The organism is Mongoliitalea daihaiensis (assembly GCF_021596945.1).
Lineage (GTDB): Bacteria > Bacteroidota > Bacteroidia > Cytophagales > Cyclobacteriaceae > Mongoliitalea > Mongoliitalea daihaiensis.
Genome location: NZ_CP063779.1, coordinates 2,249,412 through 2,271,322, shown reverse-complemented (window position 1 = coordinate 2,271,322; position 21,911 = coordinate 2,249,412). Strand labels below are relative to the sequence as shown.

The 21,911-nt window shown below is 40.3% G+C and carries 9 protein-coding genes; all 9 read right to left on the bottom strand.

Features of this window, described 5'->3' with window-relative positions:
- Positions 1–119: 119 nt before the first annotated feature.
- The 9 genes from IPZ59_RS09700 to IPZ59_RS09660 all read right to left on the bottom strand — a co-directional run bounded on the left by IPZ59_RS09700 (position 120) and on the right by IPZ59_RS09660 (position 21,252).
- The gene (locus tag IPZ59_RS09700; protein ID WP_236139648.1) at positions 120–1,478 is read right to left on the bottom strand and encodes a vanadium-dependent haloperoxidase; all 1,359 of its coding nucleotides are present in this window, start codon (positions 1,476–1,478) and stop codon (positions 120–122) included.
- Positions 1,479–1,608: 130 nt separating this feature from the next.
- A complete protein-coding gene (locus IPZ59_RS09695) occupies positions 1,609–4,872 on the bottom strand; it encodes a VCBS repeat-containing protein (RefSeq protein ID WP_236139647.1) in 3,264 nt (1,087 codons plus the stop codon).
- A 43-nt stretch (positions 4,873–4,915) separates the two neighbouring features.
- Positions 4,916–8,230 carry an FG-GAP-like repeat-containing protein gene (locus IPZ59_RS09690; protein ID WP_236139646.1) on the bottom strand — a complete coding sequence of 1,105 codons (3,315 nt, stop codon included), beginning with the start codon at positions 8,228–8,230 and terminating at the stop codon, positions 4,916–4,918.
- Positions 8,217–8,861 (bottom strand): hypothetical protein, encoded by a 645-nt coding sequence (locus IPZ59_RS09685; protein WP_236139645.1) that lies wholly within the window; start codon positions 8,859–8,861, stop codon positions 8,217–8,219. The genes IPZ59_RS09690 and IPZ59_RS09685 overlap by 14 nt, the downstream gene beginning before the upstream one ends.
- Positions 8,845–12,183: a VCBS repeat-containing protein gene (locus IPZ59_RS09680; RefSeq protein WP_236139644.1), complete on the bottom strand. Its 3,339-nt coding sequence runs from the start codon at positions 12,181–12,183 to the stop codon at positions 8,845–8,847. The genes IPZ59_RS09685 and IPZ59_RS09680 overlap by 17 nt, the downstream gene beginning before the upstream one ends.
- A gap of 155 nt (positions 12,184–12,338) precedes the next feature.
- Complete coding sequence (locus IPZ59_RS09675) at positions 12,339–13,832, bottom strand: RagB/SusD family nutrient uptake outer membrane protein (protein ID WP_236139643.1); 1,494 nt, start codon at positions 13,830–13,832, stop codon at positions 12,339–12,341.
- A 19-nt stretch (positions 13,833–13,851) separates the two neighbouring features.
- Positions 13,852–16,836, bottom strand: a complete 2,985-nt coding sequence (locus IPZ59_RS09670) for a SusC/RagA family TonB-linked outer membrane protein (protein WP_236139642.1) — start codon at positions 16,834–16,836, stop codon at positions 13,852–13,854.
- Positions 16,837–17,772: 936 nt separating this feature from the next.
- Complete coding sequence (locus IPZ59_RS09665) at positions 17,773–18,849, bottom strand: DUF4249 family protein (RefSeq protein WP_236139641.1); 1,077 nt, start codon at positions 18,847–18,849, stop codon at positions 17,773–17,775.
- Between the two features lie 6 nt (positions 18,850–18,855).
- Positions 18,856–21,252, bottom strand: a complete 2,397-nt coding sequence (locus tag IPZ59_RS09660; protein ID WP_236139640.1) for a TonB-dependent receptor — start codon at positions 21,250–21,252, stop codon at positions 18,856–18,858.
- Positions 21,253–21,911 lie beyond the last annotated feature (659 nt).

Here is a 21,911-nt window from a genome sequence, read left to right as displayed (position 1 = left end):
ATACATTTCAACCTAATTCCGTTTCAGTATTATTTCAACCTTATTTCCTCTTTCTATACCCAAATAGTCTCTCCTACCGACAATATCAAATCTCAATCAATATCCACTTCAACTTTATTTCATTTCCCAACGACTTCCACGTTTTCCGCAAGCCCACTCCTGGTTTCCACTTGGTTTTTAATATACTCTCCTAGTTTTTTCCCTTTAGTAGACCCATGTACAATCGCTGGCATGTAGTGAATCCCTCCGTACAATCTGCTGATGGCTGCTTCGTCTGCTGCATGACGGAAAGAATCAAATTCACGAATTGGTAATCCATAAGCCACTTCGGTAGAATCTACAAAGTGAAAGGGCTCTCCAAAAAGTTTGGTTAGCGCTTCAGCAGCCGCATTGGAAGCCACACTGTGACCGGAGGTATATTCAGGAAAAGGCGGAGTTTGTAGCAAAGGCAGCCAATCCTCATCAATGTATTTGTTGATATACGTCTCCGGACGGATCAATACAGAACGATACTTTTCATCCCAACAAGCAATAAAGGCATCAAAGAGCGCTATGGAGGTATACGCTAAAGTCTCAGCCATTCCTTTCCAGTCCTGACCTGCTGTTTTACTGGCAATAGAAGCAATCCCCATCCAATGTCCTCCTGGAGTGATTTTCTTCTCAGCAAACATCACGTGCCCTTTGATATTCACTTTGTAAGGATTACAATCCCAGAAATAGGCGATATCCTTTTGCTCTTGGGTCATCGATTGCGTCACTGTAAACACCTCCATAGCTTCTTCATAAAATTGAGTTCCAGGCTCTGTAGAAAAAGGAGTTGCGGGTTCGGAGATAAACTGATCAGGTTTTTCTATCACCAACGTTCGAATTTTATTCCAATGTGGTTCGATTCCTTCCATGTAATGCGGAGGTGTTGGCTGCCAAGAGTGTGGATCATTGGAAATACTGTATTTCTCAAAAGACCGGCTTTCATGGTAATTATCCGTTTTAGAATACGCAATTACATGATCTGCCACCGCATGGCCTAACGCTACCGAATTTTCAAATAATTTCTTTGGCATACCCTGCTTTCGAAGGGTGGCAAACACCCCATCTCTATGGGTATCCATCATATCTTCACTAAAAATTAAAGCCGTTGACACCTTATAATAGGCTGCCAATGCAGCCAATGAAAAATCCACTTCAGCAGGCACATCATAACCTGTAAGTTCAAATCCCCTCAATTGACCTCCAAAACTTTGATAAGAAGGATCAGCCAAGGCTGCAACTTCAAACGCGGCAATGGATGAGTATGCATAAATTCGACTTGCCACAGGAGGAGAAAAAATATCATGGATAATCACATCAGTTAATTGGAGTTGGGCTGCGATAAGCAACTCTCCATCTGCCAGTGTGTTTTTATAGGTATCCGAACTCTTGCAAGCCACTATTAAACTCAGAAAAAGGAGGATTACACTATTTTTTACTATTACTCTCATAGGATTGCTGTACTAATTCTTTAACAAACCGCTTACTTATGAACGTTGAGAAATGCTCGAGGTTTGGCTTTCAAATGTATGGATTATTCCCAAATTCCAAAGTTTTGAGTAGATGATTTTGCTTAGGAAATCAGGGGATTAGTTGGAAAATCAATGGAGAATCATTGTTGCGAACAGCCAATATACTCGGTTTTCCCTGTAAATTAAAGATAGCTAATTTTCGGTATGATCCCCAATAGGCATTGGCAGGAATTCTCAAGGACTGGTAAACCCATTCTTCATGCTCCCAGCGCAAGAGGGTCAATGCTTGCGCATCCGCATTGCCCATATCATTGCGGAATCCATAGAAATTGCCTGCCACTAGCAAGTAATGCTTACCATCGTGCTCAAAAGAAACAAAATCCCGCACAGGGCTAAACTGAACCTCCAGTGGAAAGGCCTGAAAACCTTTTTCTTCTGAAAGAGACATAACTCCAGATGCCAGATTGGTCACTGGTAATTTACGTGCTGCTTTGGCTACATCAGAGGAAATGACATCCTCAGGCTTTTGAATCCTAGCATAACTCACATAGGAATCGTGTTTGCGTTTGATACTTGGTACCTGCTTGATCAAATCATCTCGTGTAGCAAAAGGCACCAGTAAGTCACTCATGTAATGGAAAATCAAAGGATCATCTTGGGAGTTTCCATCCACATCTACATGATAAAGCCAACTAGGTTTTTGTTCACTTGCCTTGAGTTTACTATTGAGCCCCAAATTCCCTAGCAGTAGCTGTGGGGTTGGTACCTCGATTTTTTTCATACCTGTGTACCAGCCAGCAGGGCCTAATTCACGTGCAGTAAATTTCCCCTGAGCATTCAAAGAATACCCCATGACAGGCATCCACTCCCCAGCCAAAATTAAGGTCAATTCCCCTTCCAATTCCATCCATTCTGCTGACTGAACCATGCCGGGTCGGAAATTTTCTCCAAAATACTGCGTAGTTGCATCCTTGAACCTTCCCTTCCCATCATTCAACAGTAAATAAGATGCTGGAGCTGCTCCATAATTCCCGGTAACTACCGCAGCGGCAAGGAAAATATCTACAAATCCATCTCCATTCACATCCTGAAAGGCCACAGCTGAGGTGTTTTCACCAATGGGTGGCAAGGAGTTCATGGAAAATGAAAAATTACCTTTCCCATCATTGAAGTAGATACGATCAAAATTGAAGAGTTCTCCACTCTTAAACTCATTCCCTGCACTTCCTACATACAAATCCAAAAAACCATTGCCATTCAAATCCACAAATGCCGCCACCACATCCTCGGCTGGCTTAAAGGGCTCAAATATCCCAGGATTATGGAGATTGAAGCTTCCATCTGCTTGCTGAAGAAATAGACTACCCGCCTGTAATCGGGCACCACCCAAGAAGATATCATCCAATCCATCTCCATTCACATCACCGACGGCCACCGCAGGACCCTCCGTTGCGTACCTTCTTGGCATCAAGTATTCCCTTCTAAATTCATCAAAATCTGTGTTTTCCTCGTGCTTCCAGTCTATACTAACTGGGCTTACAGCGATTATGGGATTTTCCCCTAAGGATCTTGGTCGCTGCCCTGGTTGTCCCTTGCCTGCTTCCAAACGAACCTTCGTATTGGCTGAAATAGTTACAAATCGCTCTACCTGATCTGCTGCCCATGAAACAATTACAGAATCTACCTTGTCAAAAGCCCCTAACCCAAAGGTAAGCGTAGTGGATGCCCCTGACTGAAAACCACGGGACGTAGAAAGGGTCTGCTGGAAAAGTTCTCCTTGGGCAAATACCCAAACACTTGCGCCAATACCGAACGTATTGAACCCAAGACCTTTTAGGTCAATTTGAAGAAAATTATGAGCCAGTTTTTCACTTTGATTTCTGTAAATAAAAGATTCCTGATCGGTATTATGAATTACCAAATCCAAATCCCCATCATTATCCAAATCTGCATAGGCTGAGCCATTCGAGTAAGAGGCTTGATCTAGGCCCCAAGCCTTCGCTACATCTTCAAATTGTAGCTTGCCTAGGTTTCGAAAGGCATAATTAGGCAACTTCACACTTGGCAACATGTCGATTTGCCTAGTTTGTCTTTGCTTTTCTGTCAGTTCTGGAGTGGGCGTTTGTGAATATTGGATAAAATCTAAATCATTGGGACGTTTGACGATACCATTGGTTACATGGATATCCTTGTATCCATCATTATCCATATCAAAAATCAAAGGTGCCCAAGACCAATCAGTCGCAAAGGTATTGGTCATCAGCGCGATTTCTGAAAATCGTCCATCACCTCGATTCAGTTGAAGGTGATTTCTTACATACTGATCTTTATATCCCAAGCGCTTTTTCACATCAAAGACCTCCTGCTTGTCCTCTCCTACCGATTTCATCCAAATAGTAGGATCTTCCGGAAGCATATCGGTGGTAAAAATATCGGGCAATCCATCATTATTAATATCCGCCAGGTCATTCCCCATGCTGTAGCGACTGGTATTGGAAATATAATTTCCAAGGGATTCTGTGAATGTTCCGTCCTGATTATTGATGTAGAGGTAATCATCCTCCGTAAAATCATTGGATACATAGATATCCAACCAGCCATCTCCATTCACATCTTCTACACCTACTCCTAATCCAAAACCCAAACTACTAGAAAGTATCCCAGCTTCTGCTGTCTCGTCCACAAATGTGGATTGTCCCTCCACTAGCATATTTTTGAAGAGTTTGTCCCCTCCTTTTTCGTCAATATTTTCAAATTTGGTGTCCGCATGAGAAAATACTTCAGGCTTCTTGATGGAATGATTGAGTAGGTACATATCCAGGTCTCCATCCTGATCATAATCAAAAAATACTGCATGGGTAGAAAATCCCACAAAATCCAACCCATAGACAGCGGCTGACTCTGTGAATGTTTGATCTCCATTGTTGATATACAACTTATTGCTTCCCTTCAGCCCCTTATAGTCGCCCACTTGGCAGACGTAGATATCGAGAAAACCATCACCATTGATATCAGCCATAGTTACTCCTGTAGACCAACCTCCATCACCATCCACTCCGGCAACATCGGTAATATCTTCAAATTGAAAGTTTCCTTTGTTCAGGTACAATTTGTTGGAGCCCTGATTGGAGGTAAAATAGATATCCACCAATCCATCGTTATTGATATCCCCCAAGGCTACCCCTCCCCCATTGTAGAAATAAAGATACTCCAAGATATTGAGTTCATCCGTGGATGTGAGGTTATTGGAAAAATCAATCCCTGTTTCCTCACTCGAGAGCAGTTGAAATAGGGTGTCTTTTGGGTCATTTGTATCCTTACAAGAAAGACAAATCCAACTTATAAAAACTATTAAATACGTAAATCTATTCATTATAATTTCAGTATTTCAATCCCTTCATGTCTTGCAATGTCCGTCAAAACTCCCAAAACTCAACCTGATTGTTATTTCTTGTAACCATCAACTGTCGTTTTCCTTGAAGCTGCATGACCCTCAGATCACGGACTTCTCCTTTTATTTGCAGACCATGGCTTCTGTTGGGCACATATTCGAATGTCCCATCGCCATTCCCTAAGAGTAACTCCCCATAGCTTGCATCGTATTGACCAACTTCTGGCTTAGCACCGTAGAGATTGCCTCCCATCAAGATATCCAACTGTCCATCTTCATTCACATCTTCCAGGGCTATGCTATACATCCAACTTCGCTGTGCCATGCGAGGTAGCTCTTTCACTTCAAAAGAACCACTTCCTTGATTGAGTAAAACAGCACTTTGAAAATAATTCACCTCCTGTATGATCGCTTTTTCCAATTGCTGCGGAGTGAAGATCTCTTCCAAAAACTTATCATTGAATGAACTGTATTTCAAGAAATTTTTCTTTATCGAAGGAATCTGACGCTCCAACTCATGCTTCAAGGTAAATGGAACATGCTTGTCACCTGATTTTTGAACAAACACATGTTCCACTGATCCATTTTGATCAAAATCGTTGACAAACATCCGAATTGGACGCTCGAAAGATGTTTTGAAACGGGTATTCAGTCCATGATTGCCCAATACTAAATCAACTTTTCCATCACCAGTTAAATCTCCCGCAGCAATGGCCTGGTACCAGCCTGTGAACTTGCTGAGTTCAGAATCTATATCCTTTGCAAACTTCCCGTTTCGATTCCAGAAGATCGTTGGGGCCATCCACTCACCTACTACTGCTACATCCAAACGCCCATCCCCATCCAAGTCAGCGAGGACTGCATCTGTCACCATGCCCAATTCCTTGAATTCAGGAGCAATCGTTGCCGTAGCATCAGAAAATGCACCTTTCCCATCATTCAGCAAAACCAAAGAATTGGGATTCACACCGTAAAGGAAAGGTACTACCCTGGAAAATGCCAGAATATCCAAATACCCATCTCCATTGATATCCATTACTTGCAAAGAGGAGGTGCTATTTTTGAAGTTCACCAACCCTGAAACAGTGGACTTGGTAAAATTCCCTTTTCCGTCATTCAAATAAAGCCTGTCTGCAAGTTCCATGGAGCCAAAACCAAACTCGTTCCCTCCAGAGGCGACCAACAAATCCAACATTCCATCCCCATCAAAATCGGCAAATACAGCATCTACATCTTCAGAAAGCTTATCCTCTGCAAATGCCGACTGATTGGATTTTTTGAAAGTTCCATCCCGCTGTTGCAAATACAAAGAAGCTTCAAAACTTCTAGCCCCACCAAAGAAGATATCCTCCAGTCCGTCGCCATTGACATCCCCTACAGCTACGGCAGGTCCCTCAGTAGATAACTTGTGATAGGTCAGGCGATCCCTATCAAAATCCACAAAACGGTTTTCCTGATGGGTAAAATCCACCGATGTCTTGGCGACTTTTTTGAATAATTGCTCTTGAGGCTCGGTGAAAAACTGAAAATTTTCTACCACAGCATCCGCCCAGCTCAGCACTAGCGTCTGATTAACTTCCACATTAGAAACGATGGTAAAAGCGCCATCAGGCCATCGAACTTGCACCTCATCAATAGAGGAAAGAGATCCCAAACCAAAGTTTAATCGAGGATCTACCGAGGACTGAAAGCCTCGATTGGGCATTTGCTCTTGATAGAAGGACTCTCCATTAGCAATCAACCGAACTTGTGCTCCGATAGCATTCGTATTTTGACCTTTCCCTTTCAATTCAATTTTCAGGAAATTATGTTCCGGATGCATTTCCCTGCTTTTATTTTTAAAAATCAACACCTCTCGGTTGACATTATTGACTACTAAGTCCAAAGCCCCATCATTATTCAAATCCACATAAGCAGAACCGTTGGAGTGAATAGGGTCTCCCAATCCCCATTGGTGTACTACATTCTCAAAAACCAAGTTTCCTTTGTTTTTAAAGGCATAATTGGAAACAGGATTGATTGGCATAGGATCTATCAAGGCTTTATAATCCACTCCCTCCTTGGAGATGATTGCACGCTTGGTATCTTCATTATCAATGAAATTCAGGTAATCCAAGTCTGTCAAATCCTGATAAATCCCATTGGCAACCCAAATATCCTTCAAACCATCATTATCCATATCAAACATCAAGGCAGCCCATGACCAGTCGGTAGCCTCCACATTAGTCATTCTTCCCAAATCAGAATAGGTTCCATCTCCGTTATTGACGTGCAGCATATTTCGGGTGTATTGGTAATGATAGCCATGTTCCAAATTGAACTGAAACTTATCCCAGCTCTCAAAAGTGGTAATCTGCTTTAGACGCTGTGGTGGCTCGGGAAGCATTTCGGTTACGAAAATATCCAAATAGCCATCATTAGTCAGGTCTGCTATATCTGCACCCATAGAAGCCGCAGAAGTTGAAATCATATAATCGGTGAGACTTTCGGTAAAGGTGCCATCCTGATTGTTGATATATAGATAATCACGCTCAAAGAAATCATTGGAAATGAAGATGTCCATCCATCCATCTCTGTTTACATCCCCGATGGTAATTCCCAAGCCAAAACCGATGACTGAACCATAAATACCCGCTTCTTCTGAAACATCGGTAAATTTCCCCCCTTCATTCCGAAACAATTTATCCCCTCCCACAGGATCTCTTCTGGGGCGCTCGTTTTGCATTTTATTGAAGCTCCCAATAGCCTGATAGCTATTATTAAGCAAATACAAATCTAAATCTCCATCATTATCATAATCAAAGAATACGGCATGCGTAGAAAAACCTTCATCTGCCAAGCCGAACGCTTCAGCCATCTCTGTAAAGGTTCCATCTCCATTATTGATAAACAATTCATTCTGCTTATTATCCCCCTTAACATCTCCAGAGTTGCATACATAAATATCCAATAACCCATCTCCATTGACATCCGCTATGGCTACACCAGTACTCCAAGCTCGAGTACCTGCGACTCCGGCTTGTGCGGTCACATCGACAAACTTAAAATCTCCCTGGTTAAGGTACAACTTATTAGGTCCCATATTGGCAGTCAGATAGATGTCTATCAAGCCATCACCATTGACATCCCCTACAGCGACACCTCCTCCGTTGTAATAATTTCGGTAGGTGAAAATATTGAATTGATCATCAAAGCTTAAATCATTCCGAAAGTCTACACCTGTCAAGGATGCTGGCAACTTTTCGAAAAGCGTATTTTCTGGTACTGGTGTTTCCGCAGTGCCACAAGCCCAAAAAATAACTAGGCCTACTAGATATCCATATATGCTAAACTTCTTCATCGCTTTTATTTAACTGAGCGAAATCTTTGATGCGCAGATCTAAAATTTCAACTTTTACCGTGTTGATATTTTTCTTGTGGACACGAATCAGCCTGTTTCCATCCACCTTGACCATGGCTTTTACTGTTTTTTCTTTATTCGACACTTCAAAAAAACCATCTCCATACCATTTCTCCAACATTCCCATCACATCTCCCATAAGGTTATCTATGGAATAGGCTTCGTTACCTGGAAACCAGTCCTGATACACCAACTCAATAGGCATGTAAAATAGATGGTCTTCCTCAAACTTTGGATAGAAATGCATATTGGCAACTTTCCCAGAGGGTAAAATAGGATTATACAATACCTGCAAGTAATGGGCACCATTAGTCAATATACCGTTTTTGTTATGCTCCCAACAGGTCCCATAAAAATCCTTTCTTCCCATGCCTAAGCGAAGATCCAAAAATAAATCCTCTACCACTTTTCCTGACTTTAATTCACGCTCTTTGACTTGATCGTATTCGGATTTAGGGGTACAAGATGCCAAGAAAAACATGCTTAGCAAGATCCCTGCAAGCAATCCCCTGATAGTTATTCCTTCTCTGACAATGGCTCTTCTCATAGCAATTTTATTTACTCCACTCATATATTAACGGTCTTTCATTGGATCGGGTCACCAATAGCTTGGTGCCGATATGCGTATTTATCTGTTGTATAGATCGGATTTCTCCCGGTATATAAATTCCAGAATTAGAAGCATCGATGATTTTCCAGCTTGTTGCATCACGCTCCATCAGCCATCCATAACTTCCCATTTGTATGCCCCACTCAGGTTTGATTCTGGAATGATTGCCTCCTAATACCATATATTTTTTTTGATTGGGAGCGGATACTAATTGCCCATGGAATATTGGCGCATACTGAAGTTCAGATGGTAACTTTGTTTGTACAAAAGTACCATTCTCTTGTTGGATAAAAAGCTGGGATGCTAATTCATGTACCTCCCATACTACACTTCTACCTAAGATTTCCTGGCTTACCAACTCTTCCAAGCGTTTGTCTTTGTAACTATCAAAATTAAGTAATTGCTTTTTCCAACTAGGCAGTTGTTTGAGTAAAGCTTGTTTCAACACAATAGGATATGCAAACTCATTTTCAAACTGCGTGATGATTTGCTCCACACTTCCATTTTGATCAAAATCATTTACATACATGCGCAAAGGGGTGGTAGGACCAGCCAAAAACCTGGAGTTCTTCCCAAAATTTCCGACAAAAAGATCGAGTTTACCATCGCCATCAAGATCTTCTACCAATACATGATTATAAAAGCCGTTCAAATCACCCAAACCAAGGGATTTGCTGATATTTTCAAGAGTCTGTCCGTCCCACTCATACACCGAAATTGGAATCCAATGACCAACGACTACTAGTTGCTTACGTCCATTCCCTAAAAAATCTCCCCACCAAAGGTCCCGAGCCATCCCAATGGAAGCTATATCCGGCATACGGACTGATGTCTCATCTGCAAAGGTTCCATCACCTTTATTAACAAGCAAACTCAAGCCGACAGGAACTCCATACGCAAAGGGGATGGTACGAGTAGCTACTAGGATATCATCTAACCCATCATCATTGATGTCCAATCGAATAGCTTTCGAGCTACTTTCATAACGTATGGGTAAAGATTTTTCTTGTTTTGAAAACTTCCCCTTCCCATCGTTCAAATACAATCGGTCTTGGTAGTTGGGGTTTTTGAGAGAAAATTCTAGACTCCCACTCAAGACGTACAAATCAGGAAAGCCATCTCCATTGGCATCTAAGACCAACCCATCAATATCTTCAGGAATAGCATCCTCATCAAAGCTTTGGGATAGGAAAAAAGAACCGTTCTTTTGTTGAATCCAAATTTGTGAGGATTGACCTTTAGCACCTGGTAAGAATACATCGTCTAACCCATCTCCGTTGAAGTCCGCAACTACGGCTTTTGGACCTTCATTCGAAATCATTTTCATTCGAAGTCTATCCCGATCAAAATCAACGAAATCACTCTCTTCATGTTTCCAATCAATTTGCTGTGGTGATAATCGAAGAAGTGGCACTACTTGAATTGGCTTACTTGAGGTATATGCATTCTGCGCAGCTGAAGGTAATAAATCCAAGATCTGATTCACTGCGACATCCCTTAAGATAGTTTCTTGCCTACTAGGCCACCGCACAATTATCGAATCAATACTGGTATGGGTACCTAGCCCCAAATGTAGCCGATGATCAACTGATGACATGTAGCCTTTGACAGGATTGTGCTCCGCATAATAAAGCTCTTTCCCAGCATACACACTTACCTGCGTTCCAAAATATCCTCCAAGATTGAGTTGAATGAACGAATGATCGGTTAATTCCCGTGCATTATTTTTTAGGATAAATGCTTCTCCATTGAGGTTGTTGATGACCAAATCTAAATCTCCGTCATTATCCAAATCAGCATAAGCAGCCCCTGTAGAAAAGGTGAGTTGATCCAATCCGCTGTTCGCTGCAATGTCCTCAAAACGATAATCTCCCAAATTTTTAAACAAGTAATTTCTCAAAGGATTGGAGGGAAACTCATCGATCATTTTGGTCAAAAGAATGGAGTCTCTTTTATACTGAGAAATGAGGTTTTGATTATTTACATAATAATCAACATAATCAAAATCTGTGAGATCTTTGACAATGCCATTGGCTACAAAAATATCTTTCAATCCATCATTATCCGCATCAAAAATCAAGGCTCCCCAAGACCAATCGGTCGCATGTACGCCCGCAAATCGAGAGACCTCTGCAAAATGGATTTCTTTGGAATTAGGTTTAAAGCCTAAATTCCTTTGTAAAGTATTTCGGGTAAATTGATGAAAATACCCTGCTTTTACATTCGCTTGATACTTATCCCAATCTTCAAAAGGCGTTTTGGTTTTTACACGGTCCCAAGTTGCGGGAAGCATCTCAGTGACGAAAATATCTTGCCAGCCATCGTTGTTCAAATCAGCAATATCTGCCCCCATAGAACCCATGCTGATTTCAGTCATCATATCTTCCAAGGCCTCTGTGAATGTACCATCACCATTATTGAGGTAGAGATAATCCTTTTCAAAAAAATCATTGGAAACGTACAAGTCAGGCCATCCATCTCGATTCAAATCAGCTACAGTCACTCCAAGACCATAGCCTATCGCAGAACCATAAATACCAGCCTTTTCACTGACATCCACAAAATACCCTCCATCATTTCTATAGAGTTTATTTCCTCCTTCAGGATCTCTAATATCTCGTTGGCCTATCCTTAGATCATTGATACCAACTGACCGTGCTGAATTGTTGAGCAGGTACATATCCAAATCCCCATCTAGGTCAAAATCAAAGAACACCGCATGTTGGGATAATCCTGTATCTGCTAACCCATATTCATGGGCCATTTCAATGAATGTCAGGTCACCATTATTGATGTAGAGAGCATTGTGGCGCTCCTCTCCACCGAGAGGGCCTGATTTACAAATGTAAATATCCAACAACCCATCTCCATTCACATCCGCCATACTTACACCTGTGGACCAAATACCGGGCACAGCCAAACCTGCCTGTGCTGTAATATCTTCGAATTGAAAATTACCTTTGTTAAGGTATAGTTTATTTTCGGCTTGATTCCCTGCAAAAAAAATATCTACCAACCCATCATTATTAATATCTCCAAGGGCTACACCTGCTCCATTGTAAAAGTTCCGGAATGTATAAGGATTAAATTTTTCATCATACACCAAATCATTTCTAAAATCAATCCCTGTATGGGAGGAAGGTAGTAACTCAAATAAAGTCTGTTCTTCTGAAGAGGTAGTGGATTTACATGCATAAAAACTAATAATAAGCAAAGAGATTGTTATTCCATGATTAAAGGCTTTCACAGTACAGGCAAATAAATGACCAATTGCCTTAATCACTGAAACAAGAACTAATCTGAGAGGAAATTTAAATTGCATACCTGCTTAACAGCCAATTTCAGGGAGTGAAGTTGAAAAAAAGAAAACTAAGAAGCTATAAAAATTAAAAAGAAGTGCACCAAAAGGCGCACTTCTTTTATACTATGTAATTCAGATTAATAACCTGGATTTTGTCTCAAGTTAGGATTAGCTTGCAACTGATTCTCAGGAATTGGGAACAAGTTTCTGAAGGCTGGAGAAGCATTTTTCTCCCACCATGGATCATTGAATCTACCAAAACGAATCAAGTCAGATCTTCTATGACCCTCTGCAAATAATTCTCTACCTCTTTCAGCTAATAATAGGTCAGCATTTAAAGTAGTCAAAGCAGGGGCATTTGCTCTTTCCCTTACTTGGTTAACAAAGTTTAATGCAACAGCAGTGTTACCTTGTCTCCATGCTGCTTCTGCTTTCATCAACAATACATCAGCGTAACGGAAAATTGCAAAGTCGTTATCCAAATCAGGACCTTGACCCAAAGGAATTTCCCATTTATTGATACGAGTACCTGCTTGTCTGAAGGCATTCGGAGCTAACATATTAATGTTAGGGGTAAAATTAATAGCTGGTCCATCAGGATCATTTGCTTCCGCAGAATCATCGAGAAGTGGAGTAACTCCATCAGATCTAAACTGAGGCCCTTCTCTCAAGGATGCAATTCTTGTATCTCCTTCCTCAAAACTATTATAAAACTCCTCCAAGGCAGCATACCCATTCCAAGGCTGTTCCTGTAGCTCAAAAGTAAGCTGTGTTGAATAGTGGTAGGTCATTTGGTGAATATTGAAACCACCAGCATTGTTTGCATCATATGGTAATGTAAACATGTTCTCCGGAGAGTTGCTATTGTTTGCAGAGAAATTAGCAAAGAAGTTCGGCGTCAAACTGTAAGGTCCTTCGCTAATAATTACATCCAAAATTCTTTCTGCATCAGCCCATCTAGCAGTACCTGTATACACTTCTGCATTCAAATACAATTTGGCAAGAATCATGTGTGCTGTCCAATAATTCAAGTTGGTTCTTGTATTATTTCGAGTTAACAAATCCACATTTTCCAAAATACTTTGCTCGATAAACTGAAAAACTTCAGCGCGGGTATTTTGTGCAGGGCTTCCTCCTCTATCAGTTTCTACAATAATTGGAACATTTCCAAAAGTATCGATCAACCACAAATACGCTAAAGCTCTTAATGTTCTCAATTCTGCCCCTAATTCGGCTAAATCAGGAAATTGTTGCAGCAAAAGATTTGATTCGGCAACGATTGTAAATGGATACTGCCAAGAACCATTCAAAGGGCCATCTACAGATAACCAAGTATGTCTATGCGCTCTTAACCAAATACCACCATCTTCCCAGTCAGCTCCTTTTTGTGGAATTGCTAAATGATCAGATGTCACTTCTAATACACTGTATAAACCACCATGGCCACCCCAGTTCCCTACTACTGCAGAATATGCAGTTTGTTTCAACACTTCGATTAATTCAGGAGTCACGTTGTTGTTCAATTCCTCTTGGGTAATCCCCGTAAGTACCTCCTGCTCCAGCTCCCAGCATGACCCCATGGTCATTGCTACAAGGCTCCCAATGAATAATGATTTAATTGATCGTAACATATATTAATTTGAGTTTATGTTATTTAAAGGTTATTGTCAATCCAGCTGTCCAAGTTCTTGGTAAGAAATAGGTATTTCTTCGCTCGATACCAGGAGCTAATGGATTAGGCTCGAATGGATTCTCTGTATCTTGCCATCTAACTTCAGAATCTACACCAGAAAACTGTGTGATGGTAAACAAGTTCTGAACACCCGCATACAAACGTAAGTTGTTGATAAAGGCCGATGTAGTAGGTACGTTGTAACCGATTTGAAGGTTATCCAATCTCATAAAGTCACCTCTTTCCAAGTACAAGTCAGAGAACGTTGGCGTAGATGTAACTAATGGAGAGGTAGGAGTGTTTCGGGTTAACACAGAATTCCATGTCAAAGAAGCACCATCTGCATTTTCATAGAAACCTCTGAAGGAGTTGTAAATCATATGACCCCAGCTACCTCTTAGTAAGAAATTCAAATCCCAGTTTTTGTAAATGAAGGTGTTGGAGAAACCGAAATCACCAACTGGCAACCCATTTCCTAAACGTTCAAATTCTGATGGATTTTCGCCAGAAAGAATATATTCGCCATTCTCAGTTAATCCTAACATCCGTGGTCCCCAAAAATCACCAATTCTTTCGCCTTCTCTGTTCCATACAATTGGGTTGTTGTTTTGTCCTGGAGCGCCTGGAATACCTTGCCTGATTTCAGGCAACTGAATAGAACCTACACCAATATTACCGAATCTTGCTCTTTGGTAAATAGTAAAGTTAAAAGAAGGGATCCAATCAACCACACCTAATTTAGTGCCATTCAATTGTGCCAAGAATTCAAAACCACCGGAATTCAACTCCCCGATATTTGCCCAAACATTAGAAGCAGTGTAGAAGTTACCTGGAGCGAACTCGTTTGGTGCACCTACTGGTACTTCTACGTTGAAGAGTAAGTCAGAGATAGTTCTTTGATAGTAGTCAATTTGACCAGTTATTTTTCCATTCATGATACCATAATCCAACCCTACTGTAAATTCACGGGTAGTCTCCCATCTTAATTGTGGGTTAGGATTCGATAACTGACGAGGACCAACAAAAACTGAGTTGATTGGCTGATCAGGATTCAATGGAATTCTGTTACCATTACCAAACACACCCAAGGCTAATGTTGCAGATGGAGGCAATTGACCTACCACACCAAAAGATGCTCTTGGCTTAAATTGGTTGAAGATACCCATATCGAAGATTTGAGTAAAGTCAGCCCCTAAGGAAACCGCAGGGAAGAAACCAGTTTGATTATCTCTACCAAAACCTGAATAGGTCTCTGCTCTCAAAGACGCATTTAAGAAGTACGTATTGTTGTAGTTAAAACTAGTTCTTGCAAACAAAGAGTTCAAAACAGATCTTTCTGCAAATGAACTTAAATTTGTACCAGGTCCAAATCTTAAACCTCCAGCTTCCAAATTGTTGGGTCCTACATCAAACAAAAATCTAGCAACTTCAACATTATTGTTTCTTTCAGAGAAAATTTGAGTTTCACCCCCTAACAAAAAGGTAAAATCCATTCCATCAAAAATCTCATTTTGGTAACGAATCGTTCCATTCCAAATGGATTGTGTTTTGGTTTCCATGTTTTGTCCAGCCTGTCCAAATCTACCAAAACCTGTTTGAAAATCTTGGCGAGACCAGAAATTACTACCTAATCTAGTAAATCTATCCTGCGAAAACTGAGATGCTACCGTGATATTATCTGTAATATCAAACTCTACTCTGTAAGAATAAATAGCAGCTGCTATTTCATTCGTAAATCGTTGCTGATTGATCAAGGCAACTGGATTAAAGAAATCAAACAATTGTCTTTGGAAATACCCACCAAATCGTTGAGATTCTTCCGTGTTTTCAAATATTGGAGCTGTAGGATTGTAAATAGTTGCATATCGAACAGCCTCGCCATTCACGTTTGTTTCATCTATGTTAGAATAGGACAAATTGAGATTCATTCTCAATCTATTATTCAAAGCACCATGGTTCAAATTAAAACGTGTATTCAACTGCTCTCTATTGGTACCTTTTACAATACCATCGTTATTACGATAGTTGACAGAAGCCAAAAATGAAGTATTTTCAAATCCACCAGTGATTGACGCGTTTACTGTACCATTCAACGCTGTTTGGGTAACTTCTCTTCTCCAATCAGTTCTAGAGCCAAAATCAAGTCCACCTCTTTCTACAAATTGCTCAGGAGATAGCACTGGAATAAAATTGGTAGGTTGCTCAGCAGCACCAAAAGTATTGATCGTTACAGAAGAAATTCCTTTTTTCGAAGTACCTTTTTTAGTAGTAATCAAAATCACCCCCGCAGCACCTCTCGTACCATAGATAGCGGCAGCTGATGCATCTTTCAATACATCAAATGACTCAATATCATTAGGATCAACAGCATCCAAAGAAGCTCCAATCACACCATCCAATACAATCAATGGAGATTGAGCAGCACCAAAAGAAGAAATACCTCTCAAACGAAGCTCAGGAGCAGCATTTGGGTTACCACCTGGTCTGGTTACGTTCAAACCAGCAACCTTACCTTGTAATAACTGGGTAGGATTTGGGAAGTTACCTCTGTTGAATTGTTCGGAGCTTACAGAAGCCACAGCAGAAGTAATTTCTTTTCGATCCTGCGTACCATAACCGATTACTACAGCTTCCTGAAGACTTTGGATATCTTCCGCTAGCTCAATGTTAAAAATAGACTGATTGCCAATGGTGATCTCTTGTGTGGAAAAACCAACGAAAGAGACTACCAACACCTGATCTCCAGGCTGTACAGTTAATTTAAACTTACCATCCAAATCAGTATTCGTACCTCTTGTGGTACCTTTAATCAAGACAGTTACTCCAGGAAGGGGATCCTTCAAGGTTGCATCCAGGATGGTCCCTGTGACCTCCCGGCCTTGCGCAAATGCTGCAGCTATGCTGAACATCATCAGCGAAGCAACTAGCACATACGTTTTTACTTGTTGTAAATAATTTCTCATAGGGTTTGTTGTTTTGAAAAAAACGATTTTTTGGTTTACGTAGTTAATTTCAAATCTAAAATGAGCTATTAAATTGAATTTTGCAATTATTAACAAAACCTACGCATCGGTTTTGCAAAAAATGATGTTAACAGAATATTGGTATTTTTTGATAATCATTAACCATATAAAGTTTTTATTACTGAATATTCAACCGAAAACGTTTGAATTTTTCGAATAGTTAAAATTTTTAGTTTTTTTTAAAAAAGTGAAAATTCACTGCATCACAGCCATCCTTATATTTAAATCCATTCTTTTGACAATATTCCCCAAGCCCAAATTTTATTTCTTTTGAACCCTTATCTTAAAAATTAAAGAGAAAAAAGAAGAAAAACAGGACCATTTAACGGAAGATTCGCAATCAAATTTAAAATGGAATAAAAAATTCCTAGACTTTATGAAGTAACGCAATAAAAAACAGCTTTTTTAAACTCAAAAGTCCAAAATAGTTTGATGCCAATCGCTTACAAACTCAAAAATTTAAAAAATCGTCGGCTAGATAAAGCTTTAAATGGAATTCTCAACGCATGAGGGTTTATATCTCGCTTTAGAATAGCCTTTCGTATTATTAAGATCCAGTATTCAATAAAAAAATCTCGTTTAAACACTGGAAGCCTTTTCCTAGAGATAATGTTGGAATTAATTTCAATCAACCTTCTATGATCTAGCTATCTTAAGTATCCATCACATACTAACCTTTCCATGAGATGAACCCTAAGGGGACCGCTTTATCCAATCAAATGTTTTAAACTTTAAGATTTTTCAATTGGAACACGCTGGATCTTTCGTAAAACTGTGAAGATCCTTCATACCTTTCAGAGCCCGGATCAGTATAAATTGCTTTTATTATTACTAAAAAAAGTAAATGGTCTTGACAGATGCTAAACTTTCTTTGCATCAACCAAACACCCACCAAGATGGCCGCTGACGGATGATTTTTCTACCCTCAGCTCTTTCTTCACAACTTAAGCAAGAAGAAGGGTAGGAGAAAACTGGTCGTGTGGGGGAAAAAATACAAGGTCTTGGTAGAAAAAACGGAACATCCGCAATGGTCGTGAAAAACCGAGTCTTTTGAACTTTGGCAACTTCAAAAATACCCAAGACACGCTCCTCAGGATTGGAGATGTTTTGAAAGTTTCCTGAAACAGGCGCTGGCGGCGTGTCAAATATTCCTCCTTGGTTACTGATGGCTATCCTGATTTTCTCCCAGTATTCATAGGTGAATTGATTAATGCTGTACTGATTAACCGTGACAAAAAACGGATTTAAAAAGGAGTCATCTACATCCCTCCTTCCAAAAAACAAATCAACCGCACGTGTTTGTGTACCCGCCGTGTTAAATAAGTTGACTCTATTAGGTTCGATGACAGATTGAATAAAGCAAGGTGGTGTGGTAGAAACCGAGGGACCAGAAGGAGGTAATTCGAGTAGAGTCCAAAGATAGGTTTCTTCCGTACTCCAACGAAGAAATAATGGTTCGGATGCTTCAGGAACAGTCGAGTTTCCAAAAACTTCAAATGTTGGTACATCTACACGGGTGTCCGTTAACACGGTTGTAAAACGAAAATCAATCTGATCCACTGCATTCAAGTCAGGCATGCGTTCAAATGATGACTCATAAATTTGCTCATTGATGACTACTCGAAGGGAATAAGAAGTACCAGGGTTCCCTCTCACGCCTTCCAGTAAATACTCTCCATTACCTGATGGTATATATTGCCTAAATAACCCATCAGATGACCTTAAAAAAACAGATGCATTGTTGACTGGTGCCTGCGCCAATCCAAAATTTTGAGTAATCCCCACATTGACCACATGTACATCATCAGCATCATCGGTAAATAAGCCATAAATTACAACTTGTCCCCGCGCTGTTTCTCCAATAAAATCCAAGGGATCCACACAGGAGTTTCCCAAGAATAGGCAACAAACCCAAATCAACCTGCTCAATAAATGTTGTTTGAAGGTTTTCATAGGCTTTTAGAAATTAACCGTGTAAGACATGGTAGGGAAAATAGATCCCAAAATAGATAACTGAAAAGGACGAAGTCGTCTGGATTGATTTTCTCGCTGGAAAAACACAGAGTAGGCATTCCTCCTGCTAAGTACATTGTACACGGAGAAATTAAATGAATCTTCCCAACCTCTAACAATCCCATTGGTCAGGTAGGAAAAATCCAGACGCATGTAATCGGGTATGCGAAATTGATTTCTATCCCCAAAATCAGGGACAAAAATCCCAGCAATGATATAATTGGTGGCCGGAGCTGTGACAGGTCGACCAGTCGAATAATTGAACGAAGCATTAAAAAATCGCTTCTTTCCGAGATGCACATTCCCAACAAGCGAGAGTATGTGTGGCCTATCAAAATTAGTGGGAAACCATTCTCCTCTATTCACCTGAATTTCTGAAAAAGGAGAAATCGTTCGGATCAACGAACGGCTATAGGTGTAGGAAACCCAACCGGTCACCCCTCCTCTATTGCGCTGAATCATCAATTCCGCACCATACGCCTTCCCTTCCCCTTGAATCAACTCTGTTTCAATGTGTGGATTCAAAAACAACTGCGCAAAATCCCGGTATTCCAACTGATTATCTGTGGTCCTGTAAAAACCTTCCACAGAAGTAGACCAATCATTTTGTTTGAAATTACGGAAATAGCCTAGAGATAAATTAATGGACCGTTGAGGTAAAATATAAGAGGTGCTGACTTGCCACAAATCTATAGGAGTAGGTCCGGAGGCATTAGAGATAGTCTGCAAGTATTGGTTCATCACAGAAGCCCCTGCCTTGATGGACTGCGTATCATCCCAGGCCCAACGAAATGAAAACCGAGGCTCAAATCCCGAAAATTGAGTAATCGGACCTGCGTCAAAAGCAATCCTATCCACGATATTCAATCTTGAAATCGGAAGATTTTCTTGGTAAATAAATACAGAATCAGGTCCGTTTTGCTGATAAAAAGAATAGCGTGCACCTATAGATAGTGAAAACTTTTCCGACACTGTCCAATCCAAGCCTACAAAAGGGGCCCATTCCAACCCTTGCTGCTTACTTACCGAAGCAGAAACGATACCCGAACGCTCATCGAATGGAGCACGCTCTTCGGGTTTCATCTGATAATTCACAGCCTCCATTCCAAAACTCAGTTCCATAGATTCAGACGTCCATAGGCCTGTAAGTTTAGCTTGCTGATACTCCAAACCATTGCTGATTTGAAAGGCATCGTTGACAGTAGGTTCAAAAAACCGATTGGTAAAATTCCCGTAGGCCAGCATCCCAGTGATAGAAAAATTATCTGTTATCAGGTTTCTGCTCGTGAGCGAACTCACCAAATTATTCCAACGGAAGCCAAATTGGTCTGAAAACTGAAAGCGGTCGCCTGTATTCAACAGGTTCCATTCTAGGGTATGGTTTTGGGAAAATTTATGATTGATGGCAACATATGCATCATGAAAGTTTAGGCGGCTATTGCTTACATCCAATTGATCCACCGTTCCAAGTTTCCAATTGAGATTGGAGCGTCTCAATCCGGCAATGATGCTAGTTTTGTCTGTTTTCAGAGGGCCTTCAAGCATCAATTTAGTAACAGCTGTTCCTAGCGAAACAGACCCTCCCCAGGTTTCAAAATCTCCTTTTCGCATCCCAATATTCAAGGCTGATGAACTTCTGCCTCCAAATTGTGCGGGAACATTCCCCTTATACAAAGCGAAATTCTGCACGACGTCCCCATTGAAAGCTGACAGAAATCCTAGTGCATGATTGTTGGAAAGGACTATTGCCTCATTCATTAAAATCAGATTTTGATCCGCTTGTCCTCCTCGGATATTCAGCCCAGCAGACCCCTCCCCCACAGAAGTCACACCAGGCATACTCTGCAAGACATTAAACACATCCGGTTCTCCCATCAATGCTGGCACGAGTTTGATTTCCTCCATGGTCATTTTGGTCACACCTGTAATGGGGCTCTTCACGTTCCGATCCCGCTCTTCAGCCAAAACTGTAAATACATCCAATTGAAAGTCCAAATTACTCAAACTCACATCGAGGACAGCGTCTCTAAAAATCTGAATCAGGTAATAATCCGCTTGCTTTCCAAATCTGCGAAATACGATCCTATGCCTCCCAGAATCAAGTGGAAATATATATAAACCATTTTTGTCTGTATTGACACCCGTAAAAAATCCATCAATATGAACAGAAACATTCTCCAATGGAAGACCGGTTTCTTTGTTGGTCACTTTCCCTGTTAAAAAGTATTGCGCTTTTTTTGCTCCACCCTCATAATCAAACCGAATTTCTTTAAATTCATTTTGAGCGATGCCGTCTGTAATAAAACAGAACATCAAGAAACATGAGAGCAATAATCTCCGCATAGTAATTTTGGCAAGGAAGGTTTCAACGAAACTCTTCTACAAAACTAATTTTTTATGGGAGAATTACAAACGGAATTAGTTTCTTTAATTGAGGAAAAGTGTCACATTAAAAAAAACATTGGTAGGATTTCAAATTGAATATGTAAACTACTTTAATCGATTTTTCCATTTTTCAGGATTTTGATTGGTATTAAATATGGAAATTACATCAATATTATTTTTATCAACAACATACAAGATCAAATATGGGAAACGTTCAAAAAGTGCTCCTCTAACTTTTTTCTTGTATCGAAATTGAAATATTTTAGGGTCCTGACTTATGACTTTTAAAGTATTTTCGAGTGAATCCAAAAATTTATTCCCAATCCTTCCACTTGCGCTTCATACTATAAATATGACTGATTAACATCAGACTCAGCATCCGTTGAAAAACGGATTTTATAGACCATCATTAATTTATGAAATTTATTGCTAAAACTGATTGTCCGCATTTATTCCAGTAGCTACACAATTGATCACATTGCATTAGCTTTCCAATGGTTCTGTTGATAGTAGACCGTTGACAGTGGTCGATTATCCGCAATACGCTGTATATTATTTTTACTCTGGTGTAATTGCGGATAATCATATTGCTAACAATTACACAATCCTCCGAAGAC

Excerpts from the sequence above, each read along its gene's own strand:
- IPZ59_RS09700 (WP_236139648.1), bottom strand. The coding sequence starts at position 1,478 with ATGAGAGTAATAGTAAAAAATAGTGTAATCCTCCTTTTTCTGAGTTTA.
- IPZ59_RS09695 (WP_236139647.1), bottom strand. The coding sequence starts at position 4,872 with ATGAATAGATTTACGTATTTAATAGTTTTTATAAGTTGGATTTGTCTT.
- IPZ59_RS09690 (WP_236139646.1), bottom strand. The coding sequence starts at position 8,230 with ATGAAGAAGTTTAGCATATATGGATATCTAGTAGGCCTAGTTATTTTT.
- IPZ59_RS09685 (WP_236139645.1), bottom strand. The coding sequence starts at position 8,861 with ATGAGTGGAGTAAATAAAATTGCTATGAGAAGAGCCATTGTCAGAGAA.
- IPZ59_RS09675 (WP_236139643.1), bottom strand. The coding sequence starts at position 13,832 with ATGTTACGATCAATTAAATCATTATTCATTGGGAGCCTTGTAGCAATG.
- IPZ59_RS09670 (WP_236139642.1), bottom strand. The coding sequence starts at position 16,836 with ATGAGAAATTATTTACAACAAGTAAAAACGTATGTGCTAGTTGCTTCG.
- IPZ59_RS09665 (WP_236139641.1), bottom strand. The coding sequence starts at position 18,849 with ATGAAAACCTTCAAACAACATTTATTGAGCAGGTTGATTTGGGTTTGT.
- IPZ59_RS09660 (WP_236139640.1), bottom strand. The coding sequence starts at position 21,252 with ATGCGGAGATTATTGCTCTCATGTTTCTTGATGTTCTGTTTTATTACA.